Source organism: Aurantimicrobium minutum, from assembly GCF_029893825.1.
In the GTDB taxonomy this organism is placed as follows: domain Bacteria; phylum Actinomycetota; class Actinomycetes; order Actinomycetales; family Microbacteriaceae; genus Aurantimicrobium; species Aurantimicrobium minutum_C.
Map to the genome: position 1 here is coordinate 1,464,531 of NZ_JARXXV010000001.1, position 16,470 is coordinate 1,481,000.

At 56.8% G+C, this 16,470-nt stretch carries 13 protein-coding genes; 10 read left to right on the forward strand and 3 right to left on the reverse strand.

Annotated features, from left to right (window positions below):
* The first annotated feature begins 10 nt into the window (after positions 1 to 10).
* From M2120_RS07230 to M2120_RS07270, 9 genes are all read left to right on the forward strand, one after another.
* Positions 11 to 1,108, forward strand: a complete 1,098-nt coding sequence (locus M2120_RS07230) for a M20 family metallopeptidase (protein WP_280798018.1) — start codon at positions 11 to 13, stop codon at positions 1,106 to 1,108.
* An 86-nt stretch (positions 1,109 to 1,194) separates the two neighbouring features.
* Positions 1,195 to 2,460 (forward strand): aspartate kinase, encoded by a 1,266-nt coding sequence (locus M2120_RS07235; protein WP_280798019.1) that lies wholly within the window; start codon positions 1,195 to 1,197, stop codon positions 2,458 to 2,460.
* Positions 2,457 to 3,518 carry an aspartate-semialdehyde dehydrogenase gene (locus M2120_RS07240; RefSeq protein ID WP_280798020.1) on the forward strand — a complete coding sequence of 354 codons (1,062 nt, stop codon included), beginning with the start codon at positions 2,457 to 2,459 and terminating at the stop codon, positions 3,516 to 3,518. The genes M2120_RS07235 and M2120_RS07240 overlap by 4 nt, the downstream gene beginning before the upstream one ends.
* Before the next feature lie 133 nt (positions 3,519 to 3,651).
* On the forward strand, positions 3,652 to 5,127 hold the full coding sequence (locus M2120_RS07245; protein ID WP_280798021.1) for a malate:quinone oxidoreductase: 1,476 nt from the start codon (positions 3,652 to 3,654) through the stop codon (positions 5,125 to 5,127).
* A 59-nt stretch (positions 5,128 to 5,186) separates the two neighbouring features.
* On the forward strand, positions 5,187 to 6,377 hold the full coding sequence (locus M2120_RS07250; RefSeq protein ID WP_280798022.1) for a sensor histidine kinase: 1,191 nt from the start codon (positions 5,187 to 5,189) through the stop codon (positions 6,375 to 6,377).
* A complete protein-coding gene (locus M2120_RS07255; RefSeq protein ID WP_280798023.1) occupies positions 6,370 to 7,467 on the forward strand; it encodes a hypothetical protein in 1,098 nt (365 codons plus the stop codon). Before M2120_RS07250 ends, M2120_RS07255 begins: the two co-directional genes overlap by 8 nt.
* Entirely contained in the window at positions 7,467 to 8,123 is a 657-nt protein-coding gene (locus M2120_RS07260; protein ID WP_280798024.1) for a DNA-binding response regulator, read from the forward strand. Before M2120_RS07255 ends, M2120_RS07260 begins: the two co-directional genes overlap by 1 nt.
* Entirely contained in the window at positions 8,123 to 8,785 is a 663-nt protein-coding gene (locus M2120_RS07265) for a thymidine kinase (protein ID WP_280798025.1), read from the forward strand. The genes M2120_RS07260 and M2120_RS07265 overlap by 1 nt, the downstream gene beginning before the upstream one ends.
* 11 nt (positions 8,786 to 8,796) lie before the next feature.
* Positions 8,797 to 10,110 carry a UDP-glucose dehydrogenase family protein gene (locus tag M2120_RS07270; protein ID WP_280798026.1) on the forward strand — a complete coding sequence of 438 codons (1,314 nt, stop codon included), beginning with the start codon at positions 8,797 to 8,799 and terminating at the stop codon, positions 10,108 to 10,110.
* A 7-nt stretch (positions 10,111 to 10,117) separates the two neighbouring features.
* Here M2120_RS07270 and murJ read toward each other — a convergent pair whose 3' ends face one another.
* On the reverse strand, positions 10,118 to 11,734 hold the full coding sequence (murJ, locus tag M2120_RS07275) for a murein biosynthesis integral membrane protein MurJ (protein WP_280798027.1): 1,617 nt from the start codon (positions 11,732 to 11,734) through the stop codon (positions 10,118 to 10,120).
* A gap of 69 nt (positions 11,735 to 11,803) precedes the next feature.
* On the opposite strand from murJ, the gene M2120_RS07280 reads away from it, so the two are divergent.
* Entirely contained in the window at positions 11,804 to 12,880 is a 1,077-nt protein-coding gene (locus M2120_RS07280) for a lipid II:glycine glycyltransferase FemX (protein ID WP_280798028.1), read from the forward strand.
* Between the two features lie 3 nt (positions 12,881 to 12,883).
* Here M2120_RS07280 and M2120_RS07285 read toward each other — a convergent pair whose 3' ends face one another.
* Both M2120_RS07285 and M2120_RS07290 read right to left on the reverse strand, forming a co-directional pair.
* A complete protein-coding gene (locus M2120_RS07285; protein ID WP_280798029.1) occupies positions 12,884 to 13,831 on the reverse strand; it encodes a metallophosphoesterase in 948 nt (315 codons plus the stop codon).
* Positions 13,831 to 16,431: a transglycosylase domain-containing protein gene (locus tag M2120_RS07290; RefSeq protein ID WP_280798030.1), complete on the reverse strand. Its 2,601-nt coding sequence runs from the start codon at positions 16,429 to 16,431 to the stop codon at positions 13,831 to 13,833. The genes M2120_RS07285 and M2120_RS07290 overlap by 1 nt, the downstream gene beginning before the upstream one ends.
* Between the last annotated feature and the right edge of the window lie 39 nt (positions 16,432 to 16,470).

Below are 16,470 nucleotides of genomic sequence, written 5' to 3' on the forward strand. Positions count from 1 at the left end.
GGAAGTTGCTATGTCAGTAGAGCAGGAAGCCGTAGAGCTTCTCACCCAGCTCGTGGGCATCGACAGCGTGAATCCTGGCCTGGTTGCTGGTGCTGTTGGTGAAGAAGAGATTGTTAACTTCCTTGCCGCTCGACTTGAAGCACAGGGCTTCACCATTCATATCGTTCCTTCGCAGGGTGCTCCTGACCGACCCAGCCTGGTTGCTGTTGGCCCAGGCGAGGGTGCCACGGTGGTGTTCAATGGCCACCTCGACACGGTCGGGGTGAAAGGGATGGATGAACCCTTCACTGCACGGGTTGACGGAGACAAACTCTTTGCACGTGGTGCTGCAGATATGAAGGGCGGCGTTGCTGCACTGGTTGTGGCGGCAGAACATTTAGCTCGCAGCACTTCCTCATACCGACCAGTGCTGGCACTGGTCGCAGATGAGGAAGATGCCAGCATGGGTTCAGAAGCGGTCATTGCTGCACTTCCTGACATAGGTCTAGCTCCTGAACTGTGTGTGATTGCCGAGCCCACCGGTCTGGACCTGGCGGTGTCTTTGCGCGGCTTTGCTGTTGTTCGTGCTCGTTTTACTGGCCGCGCTTCCCACAGTTCTCAACCGGAACTGGGTATCAATGCTGTGACTCAGCTGGGTCATTTATTAGCTGCCGTGGAGAACAAGGCTCAGGAAATCCGCGCCACCGGCGGTGACCTGATGGTGACGATGGTGCGCGGGGGAGATTCACCCTTCGTCATCCCTGATGAGGCCGAGTGCATCATTGAACTGCGCACTGTTCCAGGTGTTCGTGCTGACCAGGCTGTTGAACTTGTTCACACCCTGGGAGATTCCAGTTGGAACTGGAATCTGGAGCTGGTTGCCTCACGCGAAGCGTGGCAACTGCAATCTGAAGGTCCTGCGGCAGATCTTGCGCAGGCACTGGCTTCGGAGCTGGGAACAGGGTTGAACTTTGTTGCCCCGTATTGGATGGAAGCAACGTTGTGGGAAGAAGTGTGCCCCACCTTGATCTGTGGTCCCACCGGTGGGGGACTTCACGCTATTGATGAATGGGTAGATCTGCAGCAGGTGAGATCGCTCACCTCAGCGTTGATAAAACTGCTCGCGTAATTTTTAGGTCTAAAACTGCCCGTAGAATAGAGTTTCCAGCTCGTGTGAACCGTAGCCGCGAGCAGTAACTTCCAGGAGTTTCAACCGTGAGCTTGATTGTGCAGAAGTTTGGCGGATCTTCCGTTGCAGATGCCGAGAGCATCAAGCGCGTCGCCAAGCGCATTGTCGAGACCAAAGAAGCAGGAAACGACGTTGTTGTCGTTGTTTCTGCCATGGGTGACACCACTGATGAGCTGATGGATCTGGCCAATGAAGTAGCCAGCGATCACCACCCTCGTGAGCTCGACATGCTGCTCACCGCAGGTGAGCGCATCTCGATGGCTCTAGTTGCCATGGCTGTTCGCTCTTTGGGCCACGACGCAAAGTCTTTCACCGGTTCACAGGCCGGCATGATCACCGACGCGCAGCACGGAACTGCGCGCATTGTTGAGGTGACCCCTGGTCGTCTGCGCGAAGCAGTCGACGAAGGCAACGTGGTTATCGTTGCCGGTTTCCAAGGCTTCAACCGCTCCACCGGAGATATCACCACACTTGGTCGTGGTGGTTCGGACACGTCTGCCGTGGCACTGGCTGCAGCACTGAATGCTGATGTCTGTGAGATCTACACCGACGTCGATGGAGTGTTCACCGCTGATCCTCGCGTTGTTCCTAACGCGTCCAAGATTCACCGCATCTCGAGTGAAGAAATGCTCGAACTAGCTGCCAGCGGTGCCAAGGTTCTCAACATTCGCGCAACCGAATATGCACGCCGTCACGGCGTGACATTGCACGTGCGCTCCTCGTTCGTTGCCAACGAGGGAACAATTGTCTACAACCCCACGGAGGGAGAAACAGTGGAAGAGCCCATCATCACCGGTGTTGCCGGGGATCTGAGCGAAGCAAAGATCACCGTTGCCGGTGTTCCAGACGTGCCTGGTAAGGCTGCTCAGATTTTCACCGTTGTCGCAGCAGCTGACACCAACATCGACATGATCGTGCAGAACGTTTCCTCCGGTGGTTCTGGGCAGACCGACATCTCCTTCACCCTGCCTAAGGCAGAAGCAGAGTCTGCTCTTGCTGCCCTGAAGGCAGCACAGGCAGACATCGGCTTCTCTGACCTGGCGCTGGATGAGAACATTGGCAAGCTTTCTGTGGTTGGTGCCGGCATGCGCACCAGCTCAGGTGTTTCTGCTCAGCTGTTCACTGCGCTCTATGAAGCAGGCGTCAACATCGACATGATCTCCACTTCCGAGATTCGCATCTCGGTGATCATGCGTGCTGACCAGCTCAACGAGGCTCTGCGCAAGGTGCACACCGCTTTCGGTCTCGACTCTGATGTTGAGGCTGTTGTCTACGCAGGAACCGGCCGATGACCGTCATCGCCCCTGAGGGGCTCAACGTTGCCGTGGTCGGTGCAACCGGCCAGGTGGGCAAGGTCATGCGTCGTCTGCTCGAGGAGCGTAACTTCCCCGTGAAGTCGATCCGTTTCTTCGCATCTGCCCGTTCTGCAGGAACTGTTCTTCCCTATGCAGGTCACGACGTGGTCGTGGAGGATGTGGAAACTGCAGATCCAAGCGGCATTGATGTTGCCCTGTTCTCTGCAGGTGCAACCGCATCCAAGGCACAGGCTCCTCGCTTCGCGGCTGCCGGTGTGACCGTGGTTGATAACTCGTCTGCCTGGCGCATGGACCCTGAGGTTCCTCTCGTGGTTTCTGAGGTTAACCCTCACGCGATCAAGCAAGCCGTCAAGGGCATTATTGCTAACCCCAACTGCACCACGATGGCAGCAATGCCTGTGCTCAAGGTCCTTCACGCCGAAGCTGGCCTGGAGCGCATGAACGTCACCACCTTCCAGGCCGTGTCTGGTTCCGGTCTTGCTGGAGCTGAAGAGCTGGCTAACCAGGTTCGTGCCGCTGTTGACCAGGGCAACCTGGAAGACCTCGTGCACGACGGTTCCGCTATCTCCTTCCCCGCTCCGGTGAAGTACGTGAAGACCATCGCTTTTGATGTTGTGCCCCTTGCTGGTGCCATCGTCGAGGACGGTCTGAACGAAACCGACGAAGAGAAGAAGCTGCGTAACGAGAGCCGCAAGATCCTTGAGATCCCCGGCCTTCTTGTCTCTGGTCTGTGTGTTCGTGTTCCCGTGTTCACCGGTCACTCCCTGTCCATCAATGCCGAGTTCGGCAAGGCTCTTTCTCCTGAGCGCGCTCGCGAATTGCTCGCAGACGCTCCCGGAGTTCAGCTGGAAGACGTTCCCACGCCTCTTCAAGCAGCCGGCGCTGACCCCAGCTTTGTGGGCCGTATTCGTGCCGATGAGACCGTTGATGGCGGTCGTGGTTTGGCTCTGTTTGTCAGCAATGACAACCTGCGCAAGGGCGCTGCCCTCAACGCAGTTCAGATCGCTGAGCTGATTGCAGCAGACCACTCCTAAGCTCAACGCACCAACGTCGAAAGGCCATCCAGATACTCTCTGGATGGCCTTTGTCATTGCTCCCTTGAGTTCATCCGGTAGGTGGGAATGATAACAGGGGTGCTGGGGTGCTTTCACGCGTAAACTGGCGGATGTGAATGCAAAGACGGTTGATGTTGCCCTGATTGGTGGCGGAATCATGAGTGCCACCCTTGGCGCTCTGATTAAGCAATTGCAGCCCGACTGGAGCATCCAGGTGTATGAACGCCTCGGTGAGGTCGCTCAGGAAAGCTCCAACCCCTGGAACAACGCTGGTACTGGTCACGCAGGTCTGTGTGAACTCAACTACATGCCTGAAGCTCCAGACGGTTCCGTCGAAGCATCCAAGGCAGTGGCAATCAACGAGCAATTCCAAGTTTCTTTGCAGTTCTGGGCACACATGGTTGCCGGCAAGATGCTTGATGTTCCCACTAGCTTTATCAACTCCACCCCCCACATGACCTTCGTCTGGGGAGAGGCCAACGTGGAATACCTGCGCAAGCGTTTCGCTGTGCTCAAGGATGAGCCACTGTTTGCAGGCATGGAGTATTCCGAAGACCCCAAGGTCATTGCCAAGTGGACCCCACTGTTGATGGATGGTCGCACCGGCAATGAACCTATTGCAGCCACCCGCATTGCTGCCGGTACTGACGTGGACTACGGTTCACTGACCAAGCAACTGCTGAACTACATCACTGCCCATGGTGCGAAGCTGCGCACCGAGACTCAGGTGACTTCGCTGAAGAAGCTTCACAACGGTCACTGGCGTGTGAACCTGCGTGACTCGGTTGGGAACACCCCCCACACGATCACTGCCAAGTTTGTTTTTGTTGGTGCTGGTGGTGGCGCTTTGTCACTGCTGCAGAGCGCGGGAATCAAGGAAGCTAAGGGCTTCGGTGGATTCCCCATCTCGGGACAGTTCCTGCGCACCTCCAACCCTGCCCTAGTTGCCCGCCACCAGGCCAAGGTCTATGGCAAGGCATCTGTGGGAGCACCACCCATGTCTGTTCCTCACCTCGACACTCGTGTTGTTGACGGCGAGAAGTCACTCTTGTTTGGTCCCTTCGCCGGCTTCACGCCGAAGTTCTTGAAGCAGGGTTCCTGGTTTGATCTTCCCGGATCCATCCGTTTCAACAACATCCTGCCCATGCTGGCAGTCGGTGCAACCAACCTGGACTTGCTCAAGTACTTGATCGGTGAACTGATGGCAAGCCCTCAGAAGAAGCTCGATGCTCTGCGCGAGTTCTTCCCCGATGCTCAGCACCAAGACTGGGAGCTCATCACTGCTGGCCAGCGCGTTCAGGTGATGAAGAAGGACCCCAAGAAGGTTGGTGTTCTGCAGTTTGGCACCGAGGTTATTGCTGCCTCTGACGGAACCATTGCCGGTCTTTTGGGTGCTTCTCCTGGTGCGTCCGTTTCTGTTCCAGTTATGTTGGATGTTCTCAAGAAGTGCTTCCCCACCGAGTTTGCTGGCTGGGAACCAGAGATCAAGAAGATGATCCCTAGCTACGGAACTCGACTGTCTGACACACCTGCCGCGGCAAAGAAGTCATTCGCAACTAGCGCAAAGACCCTCAAGCTCACCGTCTAACCTCTTTAGATAGGGAAGACTAGGTCGTGTAAACGACAATCTTCAACGGCGGCGGTGAGATGCAGTTAGGTATTCCAGCACAGCTGGCTCCGGTCCTCTTTGCGCAAGCCCTCACCAGATTGCTCTTGGTCTATTCGGCCTACTCCGTGATCTTCGCTGAGGTTTTGATCCTGCTGGCGGGCTGGCACGAGAACAACGCCTGGGTGATGTGGGCAGGGTTCCTCGTGGGCTTTCCCGGCTTTGTGTTGTGGCGCTTGATGTTCACACCCCTGTCGCCGCTGTCTGCCTCCGTATATATTCTTTTTCTCTCTGCCTGCTTGGCCATCGCGGCCTGGGCAGTGCTGGCCACGATGCCCGAGGTGGAGAGCACGAAGTTCCTTCCCTTCACGCTGTTGGGCTTTGCGCTGATCACCGCCTGTGGTGTTGCCTCTCGTGCAGGAGATCGCGTGATGTGGGCACTGGGTGGGTATGCCTCAGCCAATGTGGCATTGATGGTGGGGGCTGGCCTTGCAGGAAAACCCTACGAATTCGACTGGCGCATCTTGGTGGGCTTGGTTGTTGTAATCGGATCTGTCATTGCCACACCCCGTCTACTGCGGGCAAACACCAAGTTCCAGATCACCCTCGATAACAGTGCAGAGACACTGGCCAGCGATGCAGAGCGCCGGGAGAATGCACGAGTGGTGGCTGCTCGATTGCACGACACCGTGCTGGCGAAACTGGCAGTGATTTCTGCCACCAAACCTGGCATGCTGCAAGATCCTCTGCGTGAAGAGATTGAAAGCCAGTTGGCCCTCTTTGAGACCAGTGGCTTTGCTCAGGCACCCCTGTCTTCGAACCCTTCGGGCTCTGCTGATCTGAATGATCTGATGAGCGTGGTTTCCCAGGCAGAGGCTCAGGGACTGACCGTCACTCTGGGTGGAACCCCCACGGCACTGCTTCAGCTCACGCCTGAGCGTCGAGAAGCGTTGTGTTCTGCGCTGGCTCAATGTCTGACCAATGTTCTATTGCACTCCGGACAAGCCGCCGTTGAAGTGGTGATCCTGGCCGCCGGTGAGAACATCGCCGTCACCGTCATTGATGGGGGCGTGGGATTCGACCTCGAAGCCGTGCCGGAAGACCGCATGGGAATCAAGCTGTCAGTTCGAAATCGAATTGAGTCTGCTGGCGGTTCCGTGCGCATCTGGGCCAGTGAAGGCCAGGGCACTGCAGTGATGCTGCAGCTACCGGTTGGAGGTGCTGATGCGTAATCACGAACGCACACTGCAGCAGCTCGATCCACTGGCTGCTGGCACCAGCTGGGATGTTGCGCTGTTCTTCGGCATTGCAACCTGGGCCTATGCAGCTGTGGTCTCCACTTCTAATTTCCGCCACAGTGATCAACCAGTGTTCTTGATTGTGGCATTGGTGCTGTTCTCCTTGGGTGTGTTGGTGCATCTGTGGTCCGCAGCACCTCGCCATGCGCCATATACCCGGCGCAGCTACTCCATCGTGGTGTTCCTCATCATCAGTGCGGGAGCTTGTGAGATTGTCAGCGATGGTGGCGGAACTATTTCGATGCTCACTGACTGGGGTCCCATCGCTGTTGCGTTGATCTTCGCCTCCGCAAGTGGATATCGACCACTGCCGGATCAGTACTACGCCGGTTTGGCCGCGGTGCTGACGCTGGGGGGCATGCTTGCCGTTGATGGACTGCATCACGAACTGCCCTTTGGGCTTGCCTATTTTGCTGTCTCCGGAATAACCCTGATCGCCATCGTGGTGCTGGGACAAGCCAGTTACACCTATAAAGCCAGCCGCATCTTGATGGCCTGGCAGAAGACCGTCAATGAGAACGCCGTGGACCCTGCCGACGTGTCTACACAGGAGCTCTCAGAGCCCATTACCCACGAAGCTCGTGAGTTCTTTATTGGGTTGCTGGATTCGGGCCGTGTCACCGAAGAAGACACAGAGCATGCCCGGGCACTGGCCGGCCAGATTCGTTCACAACTGCTCGAGATGACAGCCCAGACCTGGGTGGAGCGTGCTGGCTGCACCCTGCACGATCCAGAACACGTCTTGAGTGATTTGGAGCTCTCTGCTCAGTCCGCACTCTCGGCACTGATCAGTGGCATGACTGATGCCAATGTGAGCAACATTCAGGTGTCACTGCGTGTGGATCCCACAACGCAGCGGTTGTCCTGTGTGATTCAGGGCACAGAAAATGCCCAGGGACTCAGCGGCGGCAAGCTGCGCACCCACCTCTCTTCATTTTTGCGCGTGATGTATGTCGTCTTTGAAGACGTGCGCTTCATCACCAACGATGGCAACGTGAATGTGATGTTCTACTATGCGAAGTGATGATGAATAATTCTGATCCGGTCTCACTGACCATCCTCGACGACCACGGCCTGCTGGTGGACAGCTTGGCTAGTTGGTTTGAGGCCAATGCGCAGGACTTTGTCGTCGAGGTGGCTGAAACCTCATGGTCTGCGTGTCTGGCCAACTCTGCCTTCCCATCCCAGGTTGTTCTGATGGATTACCAACTGGCCGAGTCTGTCTCTATTGAAGCACGAGTGCTCACCTGTAAGGCAGCCGGTTCACGCGTGGTGGTGATGAGCGCATTGGCGAGCCCTGAGCTGGAAGAGCGAGTGCTCGTAGCTGGCGCAGATGCCTTCTTTGATAAGTCCACTTCGATGAATATCGTGGCAGCCAAGATGAGGACCCTGCTGGGTATGGCCCCGACGGTTGTTGACAGTGTTTCTGGCACACATCCTGCCCCTCAACACGCCGAGGAGCTGGCTAAACCGCGTCTGAGCGCCGGTGAAGAACAGGCGCTTGTGCTGTATTGCCGGGGATTAGCCACCAAAGAGGTCGCCGAAGCCATGAATGTTCAGTTTGAGACGGCCAAAACGTACCTCAGACGCGTTCGCGAGAAGTACGCTAGAGCAGGAAGACCCGCGTCCCGGCGGGCAGATTTGGTTCGGCGTGCAGCCGAGGATGGATATTTGACCTAATGGCCAAGCTTTATTTCCGTTATGGCGCGATGAACAGTGGCAAGAGCACCGCAATGCTCCAGGCTGCTTACAACTACGAAGAGCGTGGACACTCTGTCGTGCTGGCAAAGCCAGCTATCGACCAGAAGGGTGACATGGGCATTCTTTCTCGCGTGGGTATCACCCGCCGCTCTGACTTCGTCATTGCCGAAGAGAGCGACGTCTACGGCCTCTTTCAGCACGAGCGTGAAGAGATCATCCGCAAGACCGGCGCTGACGTGAAGTGCTTCATGGTGGATGAGGCTCAGTTCCTCACCGAAGCACAGGTAGATGACCTGCTGCGTATTGCCCTGCTCGAAGACGTTCCTGTGATGGCCTTTGGTATTCGCACCGACTTCCAGACTGTTGCCTTCCCCGGTTCTCGTCGTCTGCTGGAGATCTCGCACGAGATCGATGAGCTGAAGACCATCTGCCGTTGTGGCAAGAAGGCTATCTTCAACGCCCGCAAATACAACGACCGTTTCATCTTCGATGGTGAGCAGGTTGCTATTGACGGTGTTGCTGTGAACTACGAACCTCTGTGTGGTAACTGCTACCTCATTGAGAGCAACGGTGTTCTCAACGCAGGTCGCCGCCAGTGGCCTGTGGCATACTCCTTCGAGCCAGACCCCGACTTCAGCTAAGTTTCTTTGCCATGCGCGTCTCCGTCATCGGCTGTGGCTATCTCGGCGCTGTTCACGCAGCGGCAATGGCCGACCTCGGTCACGAGGTTATTGCGGTTGATGTGGACGCAGACAAAGTTGCCGCGTTAGCTGCGGGTAACCCGCCCTTCTTCGAACCAGGTTTGCCTGAAATTCTGAGTTCCTCCCTAGCTTCTGGCCGTCTGCGGTTCACCACAGACATCTCAGAGGTCGCAGGTGCGCGCCTGCACTTCATAGCTGTGGGCACTCCGCAGAGCAACGACAGTGGCGCTGCGGATGTGAGCTTTGTCAATGCCGCCATTGATGCCCTTATTCCCCACCTGGGAGACACGGACGTAGTCGTGGGCAAGAGCACGGTTCCGGTCGGAACCGCCCAGCGTCTTGCCGAAAGAATCCTCACCTCAGGCTCTTCGGCAACACTGGTGTGGAATCCAGAGTTCTTACGTGAAGGCTTTGCGGTGAAGGACACGCTCTCGCCTGATCGCTTGGTATTCGGTATTGCTCCCGGCGCCCATGCAAAACAAGCTAGCGCCGCCCTGCACGAGGTCTATGCGGCCACGATTGCGGCAGGAACTCCCGTGGTGGAAACCGACCTTGCCACGGCAGAGCTGGTGAAGACCGCGGCCAATGCCTTCTTAGCCACCAAGATCAGCTTCATCAACGCGATGAGTGAGATTGCCGAAGCTACCGGTGCGAACGTGACCGAGTTGGCAGATGCCATTGGCTATGACACTCGTATTGGCCGACGATTCTTGAACGCCGGTGTGGGCTTCGGTGGTGGCTGTCTACCTAAGGACATCCGTGCCTTCTCTGCACGTGCTGAAGAACTGGGTCTGGGGTCTTCTGTTGCCTTCTTGAGCGAAGTGGACGCAATCAATCTGCGTCAGCGTGAGCGTGTGATCAACCGCGTCATTGCTGATGCCGGTGGCGATGCCACCAGCATCAAGGTTGCCGTGTTGGGTCTAGCTTTCAAGCCGCAGTCGGATGATGTTCGCGACTCACCAGCCCTGGATGTTGCTAGAGGCTTAGTGGATGCTGGTGCGGTCGTTGTGGCCTATGACCCCGAAGCAATGGGGCCTGCACTCAAGCGCTTCCCCGAGCTGACGGTGGCGCAGAATGCTCAGCAGGCACTGCTGGATGCAGACATTGCCGTGCTGGTAACCGAGTGGCCAGAGTTTGTTGACCTAGATCCCCGCAATGTGGGAGACCTGATGAAGCACAAGCGCATCGTGGATGCACGCAATGTGTTGGATCCTGCTGCGTGGAGAGCCGCTGGCTTCCACTACAGCAGTATGGGACGCCCCTAAGAGGTCCCTAGGAACGCTTCAGTTTCCCCTTGACCTGGGCAACCAGCTCAGTGATCTCTTCTGAGCGCAACAGCCACAGCACAACGAAGTAGAGGGCGCCGAGGATGGCGGCATAGACAACGCTTTCAATGATGGCCACAGCAAGACTGTCTAAGCGAATGAGCGTGGCACTGAACTGCAGCATGAAGTAGCCGGCAATCACGACCGGAACAACTGCAATGGCGTATTTGAGGTGGCTGACAAAGACCCGCTTGCCGTCGATGCCACCGAGCTTCTTGCGCAAGAACATGAGCCCCACAATCACCTGAATAATGGTGGCGATGGTGAAGGACAGCGCCAGCATCGAGGCAATCAATTCAACGGGGGAGAAGACAAGAACCAGCAATGAGCCACCCACAAACAGCAGAATCTGCAGCAGGGTGAAGAAGAATGGCGTTCTCGTGTCGTTGAAGGCGAAGTAGGTGCGCTGGATGACAAAGAGCATGCCATAGGGGGTCAGGCTCAAGATGTACATCATGATGACCACAGCCAGGGCGGCGATGTCTGCCGGCTTCGCACCGTCCATCAGAACCCACGCAATGAAGGGAGCGGTGACGAAGATGACCGCGGCAGAGCCGGTCATTACCAGGCCAATCACGCGCAGGGCAGAGGAGACATCCGCGCGCATGTCTTCAGGCTTGTCATTGCGGGCATGCTCAGCCAGGCGGGTGAAGTAGGCAGTGCCAATGGAGAAGGCAAGAATTGAGTAGGGCAGCATGAAGATCAGCCAGGCATACTGCAGGGCAGCAACCGAGGCGCCTTGACCAGAGGCCGTGCTTGCCACGTTGGTTGTGACGATGCCACCAAGCTGCATCACGATGACGGTGGCCAGTGACCATCCGGCAATCTTGCCGAGGGTGCCAAAGCCCACACCGCGCCAAACAAAGTCTGGACGGTAGCTAATGCCGGCCTTGCGCCACGCAATGGAAAGAATGATGGCTTGGGCGATCACGCCGAGGGTGGCACTGCCGGCAAGCAGAGCTATCTGGCCCTCGTGCCAATCGCCAAGCCCACGATTACCGTCAGGGTCTGCACCAAAGAGCGCGATGTAAATGGCAAGGCCAGTGATGGCCACCACGTTGTTGAGCACCGGAGCCCAGGAGGAGGGGCCAAACACCTTCTTGGCATTGAGTACTTCACCCAAGATGTTGAAGAGGCCATAGAAGAAAATCTGTGGCAAACACCAATAGGCAAAGCCGACGGCTAGAGCCAGCTGCTGTGGTGACCATGCCATGGCATAGAGGCGCACCAGCAAGGGAGCAAGCGCCATGGCCAGTGCCGTAATGGCGAGAAGGAACACCATGGCAATGGTGACCAGCTTGTTCACATACGCACTGCCACCGTCATGACCGGCCATGGCTTGCACGATTTGGGGCACCAGCACAGCACTCAAGACACCGCCGATGAGCACCATATAGACGCTGTTGGGGATCATGTTTCCCACGGCAAAGGAGTCAGCACCCACAGATGCGGTCACACCGATTGCGGTGGCGAGCACCATGGCTTTGACGAAACCCAACACGCGTGAAGCAGCGGTGCCGACTGCCATCAGGGTGCTGGCCCGGGCAATGGTGGAAGAAGCCATCTACGGTTTTCCTTCCCACGCTGAGGGCCTTTAGTTTTGGCACAAAGTACTTGCCCTAAGCTTAGTTCGATGACTCTTCCAGTGCGCTTCGCGACCGACGCAGAGATTGCCAATTGGGACAATCTGGTCATTGCTAACCCTGATCACGGGTCGATGTATCAGACCGAAAGCTTCGCCATTGCGAAGGCGATTGGTGGCTGGAGTGCTCGCCACCTCATCTTCAACGAGGCCAACACAGAAGCAGCACCTCAGGTTGCTGGTCTCTTTATCGAACGCAGCATTCCGGGACTGGGCAAGCTCTGGTATGCGCCCACCGGTCCAGGTTTTGCCACCGCGGAACAGGTTGCTGCTGTTGTGCCCGCACTCAAAGAATTCGCAGCTGGGCACGGCGTATTCCTGGTCAAGCTGGAGTCAGAGATTCTTGTCTCTGACCGCGCAGATCAGACCCTGCTTAATGCCGGTCTGATCAAGGTGGACAACGTTCAGCCCATCTCCTCAACCGTGATGCTGGATCTCACCCCCGACATCGACACCATCATGGCGAACATGCCGCAGAAGGGTCGCTATGCGATCCGTCGCGCTATTCGCGATGGCGTGACCGTGGCAGAGGCGCCGCTGACCGAAGAGAACATGCGCATCATGTACAAGCTCCTGGGCGCAACCGGTGACGACGCTGGCTTCATGATTCGCACCTACGACTACTACGTCTCGTTCTGGAACGAATACGCCAAGCGTGACCAGGGCAAGATGTTCTTCGCCTACGTCGATGGTGAGGTTGTTGCCGGTGCCTACACTGGCTGGCTGGGCTACAAGGCTTGGTATAAAGACGGTGCGTCTATTCGTGACCGCAAGGCCTATGGCGCAAGCCACGCCTTGCAGTGGCACATCATCGAATGGCACAAAGCACGTGGTCAGGCTGTCAGCTACGACATGATGGGGTGCCCACCATCTGACCAGCTCAAGGACACCTCCCACCACTTGCACGGCATTGGCATGTTCAAGACCAGCCTGAGCCCCATCGTGATCGACCGAGTGGGAACCTACGACCTGGTCGTGGATGAAAAGAAGACCAAGCTGTGGAACAAGTTCGGCTACCGCATTGCAGGCAAGCTCAACCGCATGTTCCGCAAAGAGGTTTACTTCTAAGCTTTAGCCTTCGCGTGCGGTGAGGGTCACGAGTGACGCCTCCGGAGCACAGGCAAAGCGCACGGGTGCATAAATTGATGTGCCAACACCGGCAGAGACATTGAGGGCTGCTGTGCGGCTGCCGTGGCGCCAGGAGCTCAGTCCCTTGACCTGGTCACGGGGGATGTCGCAGTTGGTGACGAGGGCGCCAAAGCCTGGAACACACACCTGACCGCCATGCGTGTGGCCGGCAAAGATCATGTCAGCACCCTGCGTGACGAAGTCGTTCAGAATGCGCTGATAGGGCGCGTGTGCAACACCCATGGTGATTTCCGGTGTGGTCTCAGACAGGAAGTCCTCAGACTGAATGGACTCGAGTGCGCGCTCCATCCGGGAGAGCGAATCAAAGCAGCGGTGAGGATCGTCCACGCCCATGAAGTCGATGCGACGGCTGCCAATGGTCAGCGTTGCGGCGGAGTTGTTGAGATTAGCCCAGCCCATTTCCTCAGTGAAAAACTCCATCAAAGCTGCAGTGTCTAACCGGGTGGCAACCTTGGTTGCCTTGGAGGGTCCTGCGAAGTAAGCGAAGGGGTTTTTGAACTCTGGAGCAAAGTAATCGTTGGAACCGTTGACGAACACCCCAGGAACCCCAGCAAATGCCCGCAGAGTCTCCTCGAGAGCAGGCAGTGCCTTCTCGTGACCGAGGTTGTCTCCGGTGTTCACAATCAGGTCAGGCGAGAGTGATGCCAATGAGCGAATCCACTCCATCTTTCCCTTTTGCCAGGGGGCAAGGTGAAGATCGGAGATGTGGAGCACGCGCAAGGGGGCAGAGCCAGGCTCGAGAACCTGTGCTTCTATCTGACGGAGCGTGAACGCATTGCGTTCAATCAGCGTTCCCCACACCAGCGCACCTGCACCAATCAGCCCGATGCCCAGAAGGACATCGCGGCCAAGTGATGAGGAGGAGCTCATTACTTCTGGACGGTAATGACGATTGGTGTGGTTGGTTTGACGAAGCCACCAGAAGGTGTCTGCGTGACAACCAGACGCTGACCAACAGGCAGTGGGTTCGGCTGGCCAGGGCAGGCCGTGGGAGACGCACTTGGAGTTGGTGCAGGGGTTGGAGCAGGTGGAAGTGGCACAGGACACAGCGCATCTGGGATGGGCAGTTCCACCGTGGGAGCAACAGTCCAGCCAGCAGCAACCAGGGTGCTGCGAGCCTGAGTCTCAGTCATGCCCACGGTGCTGGGTGGTCCAGCAACCAGGGTGTGGTTAGAGAAGTAGACCTTGACCTCGCCACCAACTGCAGTGGGTTCACCAGAAGCTGGTTCCGACTTCGCAACGGTGTTGAGGGGGAGTTCTGAGTCCATCTCGCCACCATCAACGAAGGTCAGACCAACACTCTCAATGAGTGATTGTGCCTGTTCCTTGGTGAGGCCCTGGATGGCAGGAACACTGACGGACTTACCCTTGACCAGGTTTGGATCTGGTGCGCCGAAGGCGTCACCACCGAACTGGCGGTTTGCCACCGTCATGATGTCTCGCCAGATGTCTTGCTTGGTGTTGTATTGGCGACCGCCGGTGAAGTCGACACTCGAGAGTGCGACGTGACCGGAAACGTTACCGAGCCAGACCACGGTGGCAACCTTGGTGGTTGAACCCATGATCCAGTTCTGTTCCGCGTTATCGGAGGTACCGGTCTTGGCAATCCAGGGGATGTCATCTCCAACTGCAGCGCGTGCAGCAGTACCACCGGCTGAGTGCACATTCTCCATCGCATATGCGGTGGTGCGAGCAATAGCGGGGGTAACCGACTGGGTGCACTTGGTCTTGGGGGGCGTAATCTTCTTACCCTTGTAGTCGATGATTTCATCGATGGCGATAGCAGTACAGGTCTTACCGTCGTTCGCAATACCCGCAGTAGCAACTGCCATGGTCAGCGGAGCGATTTCCTCGGTACCAATAATGGTTGACGGGTTGGACTTCAACTGCTGGTAGTCAGCACGGTGAACACCGAATGCTTCAGCATCCTTACGGATGTTACACAGGTCCATCTTCGAGGCCATGGTGATGAAGTTCAGGTTGTAGGAGTTCTTCAACGCGTTCATCACGGTGGTGGTGGAGTCGAATGCACCGGCGTAGTTCACGGGGCGCCAGTTGGGGCCACCGGTGGGTTCACAGCTGTTCTTAAACTCCGTCATCTTCCAGTCTTTGACCTTGCCGGAAACAACCTCATTGAGACCGTGGCCCTGCTTGAGCCATTCGATCAGGGTGAAGATCTTGTAGGTCGAACCCACGGGGAATCCGGTGGAGCTACCGTACTTGCTGTCGGTGTTGTAGTTCACCGAGGTGAAGTTGGCGCCTGATGCAACAACCTCGGGGTCTGCAGAGTAATCCTTGCTTTGTGCCATGGCGAGTACACGTCCGGTGCCAACCTGAACAGAAACGGCAGAACCTGCGATGTCACCTTCGGGAACAATCTTGGGCACGCGCTCATTGAGTGCAGTTTCTGCAGCTGCCTGCATCTCGACATCCAGTGTGGTCATGATCTTCCAACCACCGCGCTGGAATGCTGCCCAGCGCTCGTCTTCGGTCGCACCGAAGGCGGGGTCGTTCTTGATGATCCAGGTGACGTAGTCACAGAAGAACGCAGCACCACCGGCAGTCTGGCAACCGGTGCTCGACGGAGTAATCACGGGAGTAACAGGTTCTGCTACTGCTTCCTTGTATTGCTTGTCGGTGATCTTGCCTTCAGCAAGCATGCGACCAAGGACGTAGTTACGACGCTTCTCGTTGTAGGGAACGTTCTCAGCGATGTCGATACGCAAGTTGTTGGGGTTGTTCACGGTGGCGATCAAGCTGGCTGCTTGAGCCAGAGTGAGGTCTTTAGCCTTGACGCCGAAGTAGTACTCAGCAGCAGTTTCAATACCGTAGACACGGCCACCGAAGGAAGCAATGTTGAGGTAGCCGTTGAGGATCTCATCCTTGGAGTACTTGGATTCGATGCTAATCGCCAGCTTCATTTCCTTGAGCTTGCGCTCAATGCTGGTCTGGGTAGCTGCGTAGTAGGCAGCCTTACGCGCATCAGGGTCAGAGATTTCTTCGGCGCGCATCACCAAGATGTTCTTCACATACTGCTGGCTGATGGAAGAACCACCCTGCACGCTGCCACCGGTTGCGTTCGAGATGATGGCGCGGGCAGTACCAATGAGGTCAACACCACCGTGCTCATAGAAGCGGGGGTCTTCGGTCGCAATTGCGGCGTCAATGGCGTAGTTGGAGATGTCTTTGAGTGGAACAGTGATGCGGTTCTGTGCATAGAACGAAGCCAGGAGAACGTCAGTACCGTCCTCAGCCTTGGCATACATGCTCGACTTTTCGGCCAAGTCGTTGATCTTGAGGTATGCGGGGAGTTCGTCAAATACGCCCAGCGCACTGTTGGCTGTCACGCCAGTCACGGCGATAGCAGGGGTCACTGCAGCAGCAATGAGAACTGATGCAACAGCACTCATGCCGACAAATGCGAGCAGTCCCCCGATGATTCCTGAACGCGTAGGCTTCTTGGCAAACATAGACTCTAATTTAGCCCGTATTTCTGAGAAATAACCGAA

Bases quoted from the DNA above. Each gene is read 5' to 3' on its own strand.
- M2120_RS07255 (WP_280798023.1), top strand. From the start codon at position 6,370: ATGCGTAATCACGAACGCACACTGCAGCAGCTCGATCCACTGGCTGCT.
- M2120_RS07285 (WP_280798029.1), bottom strand. From the start codon at position 13,831: ATGAGCTCCTCCTCATCACTTGGCCGCGATGTCCTTCTGGGCATCGGG.
- M2120_RS07290 (WP_280798030.1), bottom strand. From the start codon at position 16,431: ATGTTTGCCAAGAAGCCTACGCGTTCAGGAATCATCGGGGGACTGCTC.
- M2120_RS07270 (WP_280798026.1), top strand. From the start codon at position 8,797: ATGCGCGTCTCCGTCATCGGCTGTGGCTATCTCGGCGCTGTTCACGCA.
- M2120_RS07265 (WP_280798025.1), top strand. From the start codon at position 8,123: ATGGCCAAGCTTTATTTCCGTTATGGCGCGATGAACAGTGGCAAGAGC.
- murJ (WP_280798027.1), bottom strand. From the start codon at position 11,734: ATGGCTTCTTCCACCATTGCCCGGGCCAGCACCCTGATGGCAGTCGGC.
- M2120_RS07280 (WP_280798028.1), top strand. From the start codon at position 11,804: ATGACTCTTCCAGTGCGCTTCGCGACCGACGCAGAGATTGCCAATTGG.
- M2120_RS07240 (WP_280798020.1), top strand. From the start codon at position 2,457: ATGACCGTCATCGCCCCTGAGGGGCTCAACGTTGCCGTGGTCGGTGCA.
- M2120_RS07230 (WP_280798018.1), top strand. From the start codon at position 11: ATGTCAGTAGAGCAGGAAGCCGTAGAGCTTCTCACCCAGCTCGTGGGC.
- M2120_RS07260 (WP_280798024.1), top strand. From the start codon at position 7,467: ATGATGAATAATTCTGATCCGGTCTCACTGACCATCCTCGACGACCAC.
- M2120_RS07250 (WP_280798022.1), top strand. From the start codon at position 5,187: ATGCAGTTAGGTATTCCAGCACAGCTGGCTCCGGTCCTCTTTGCGCAA.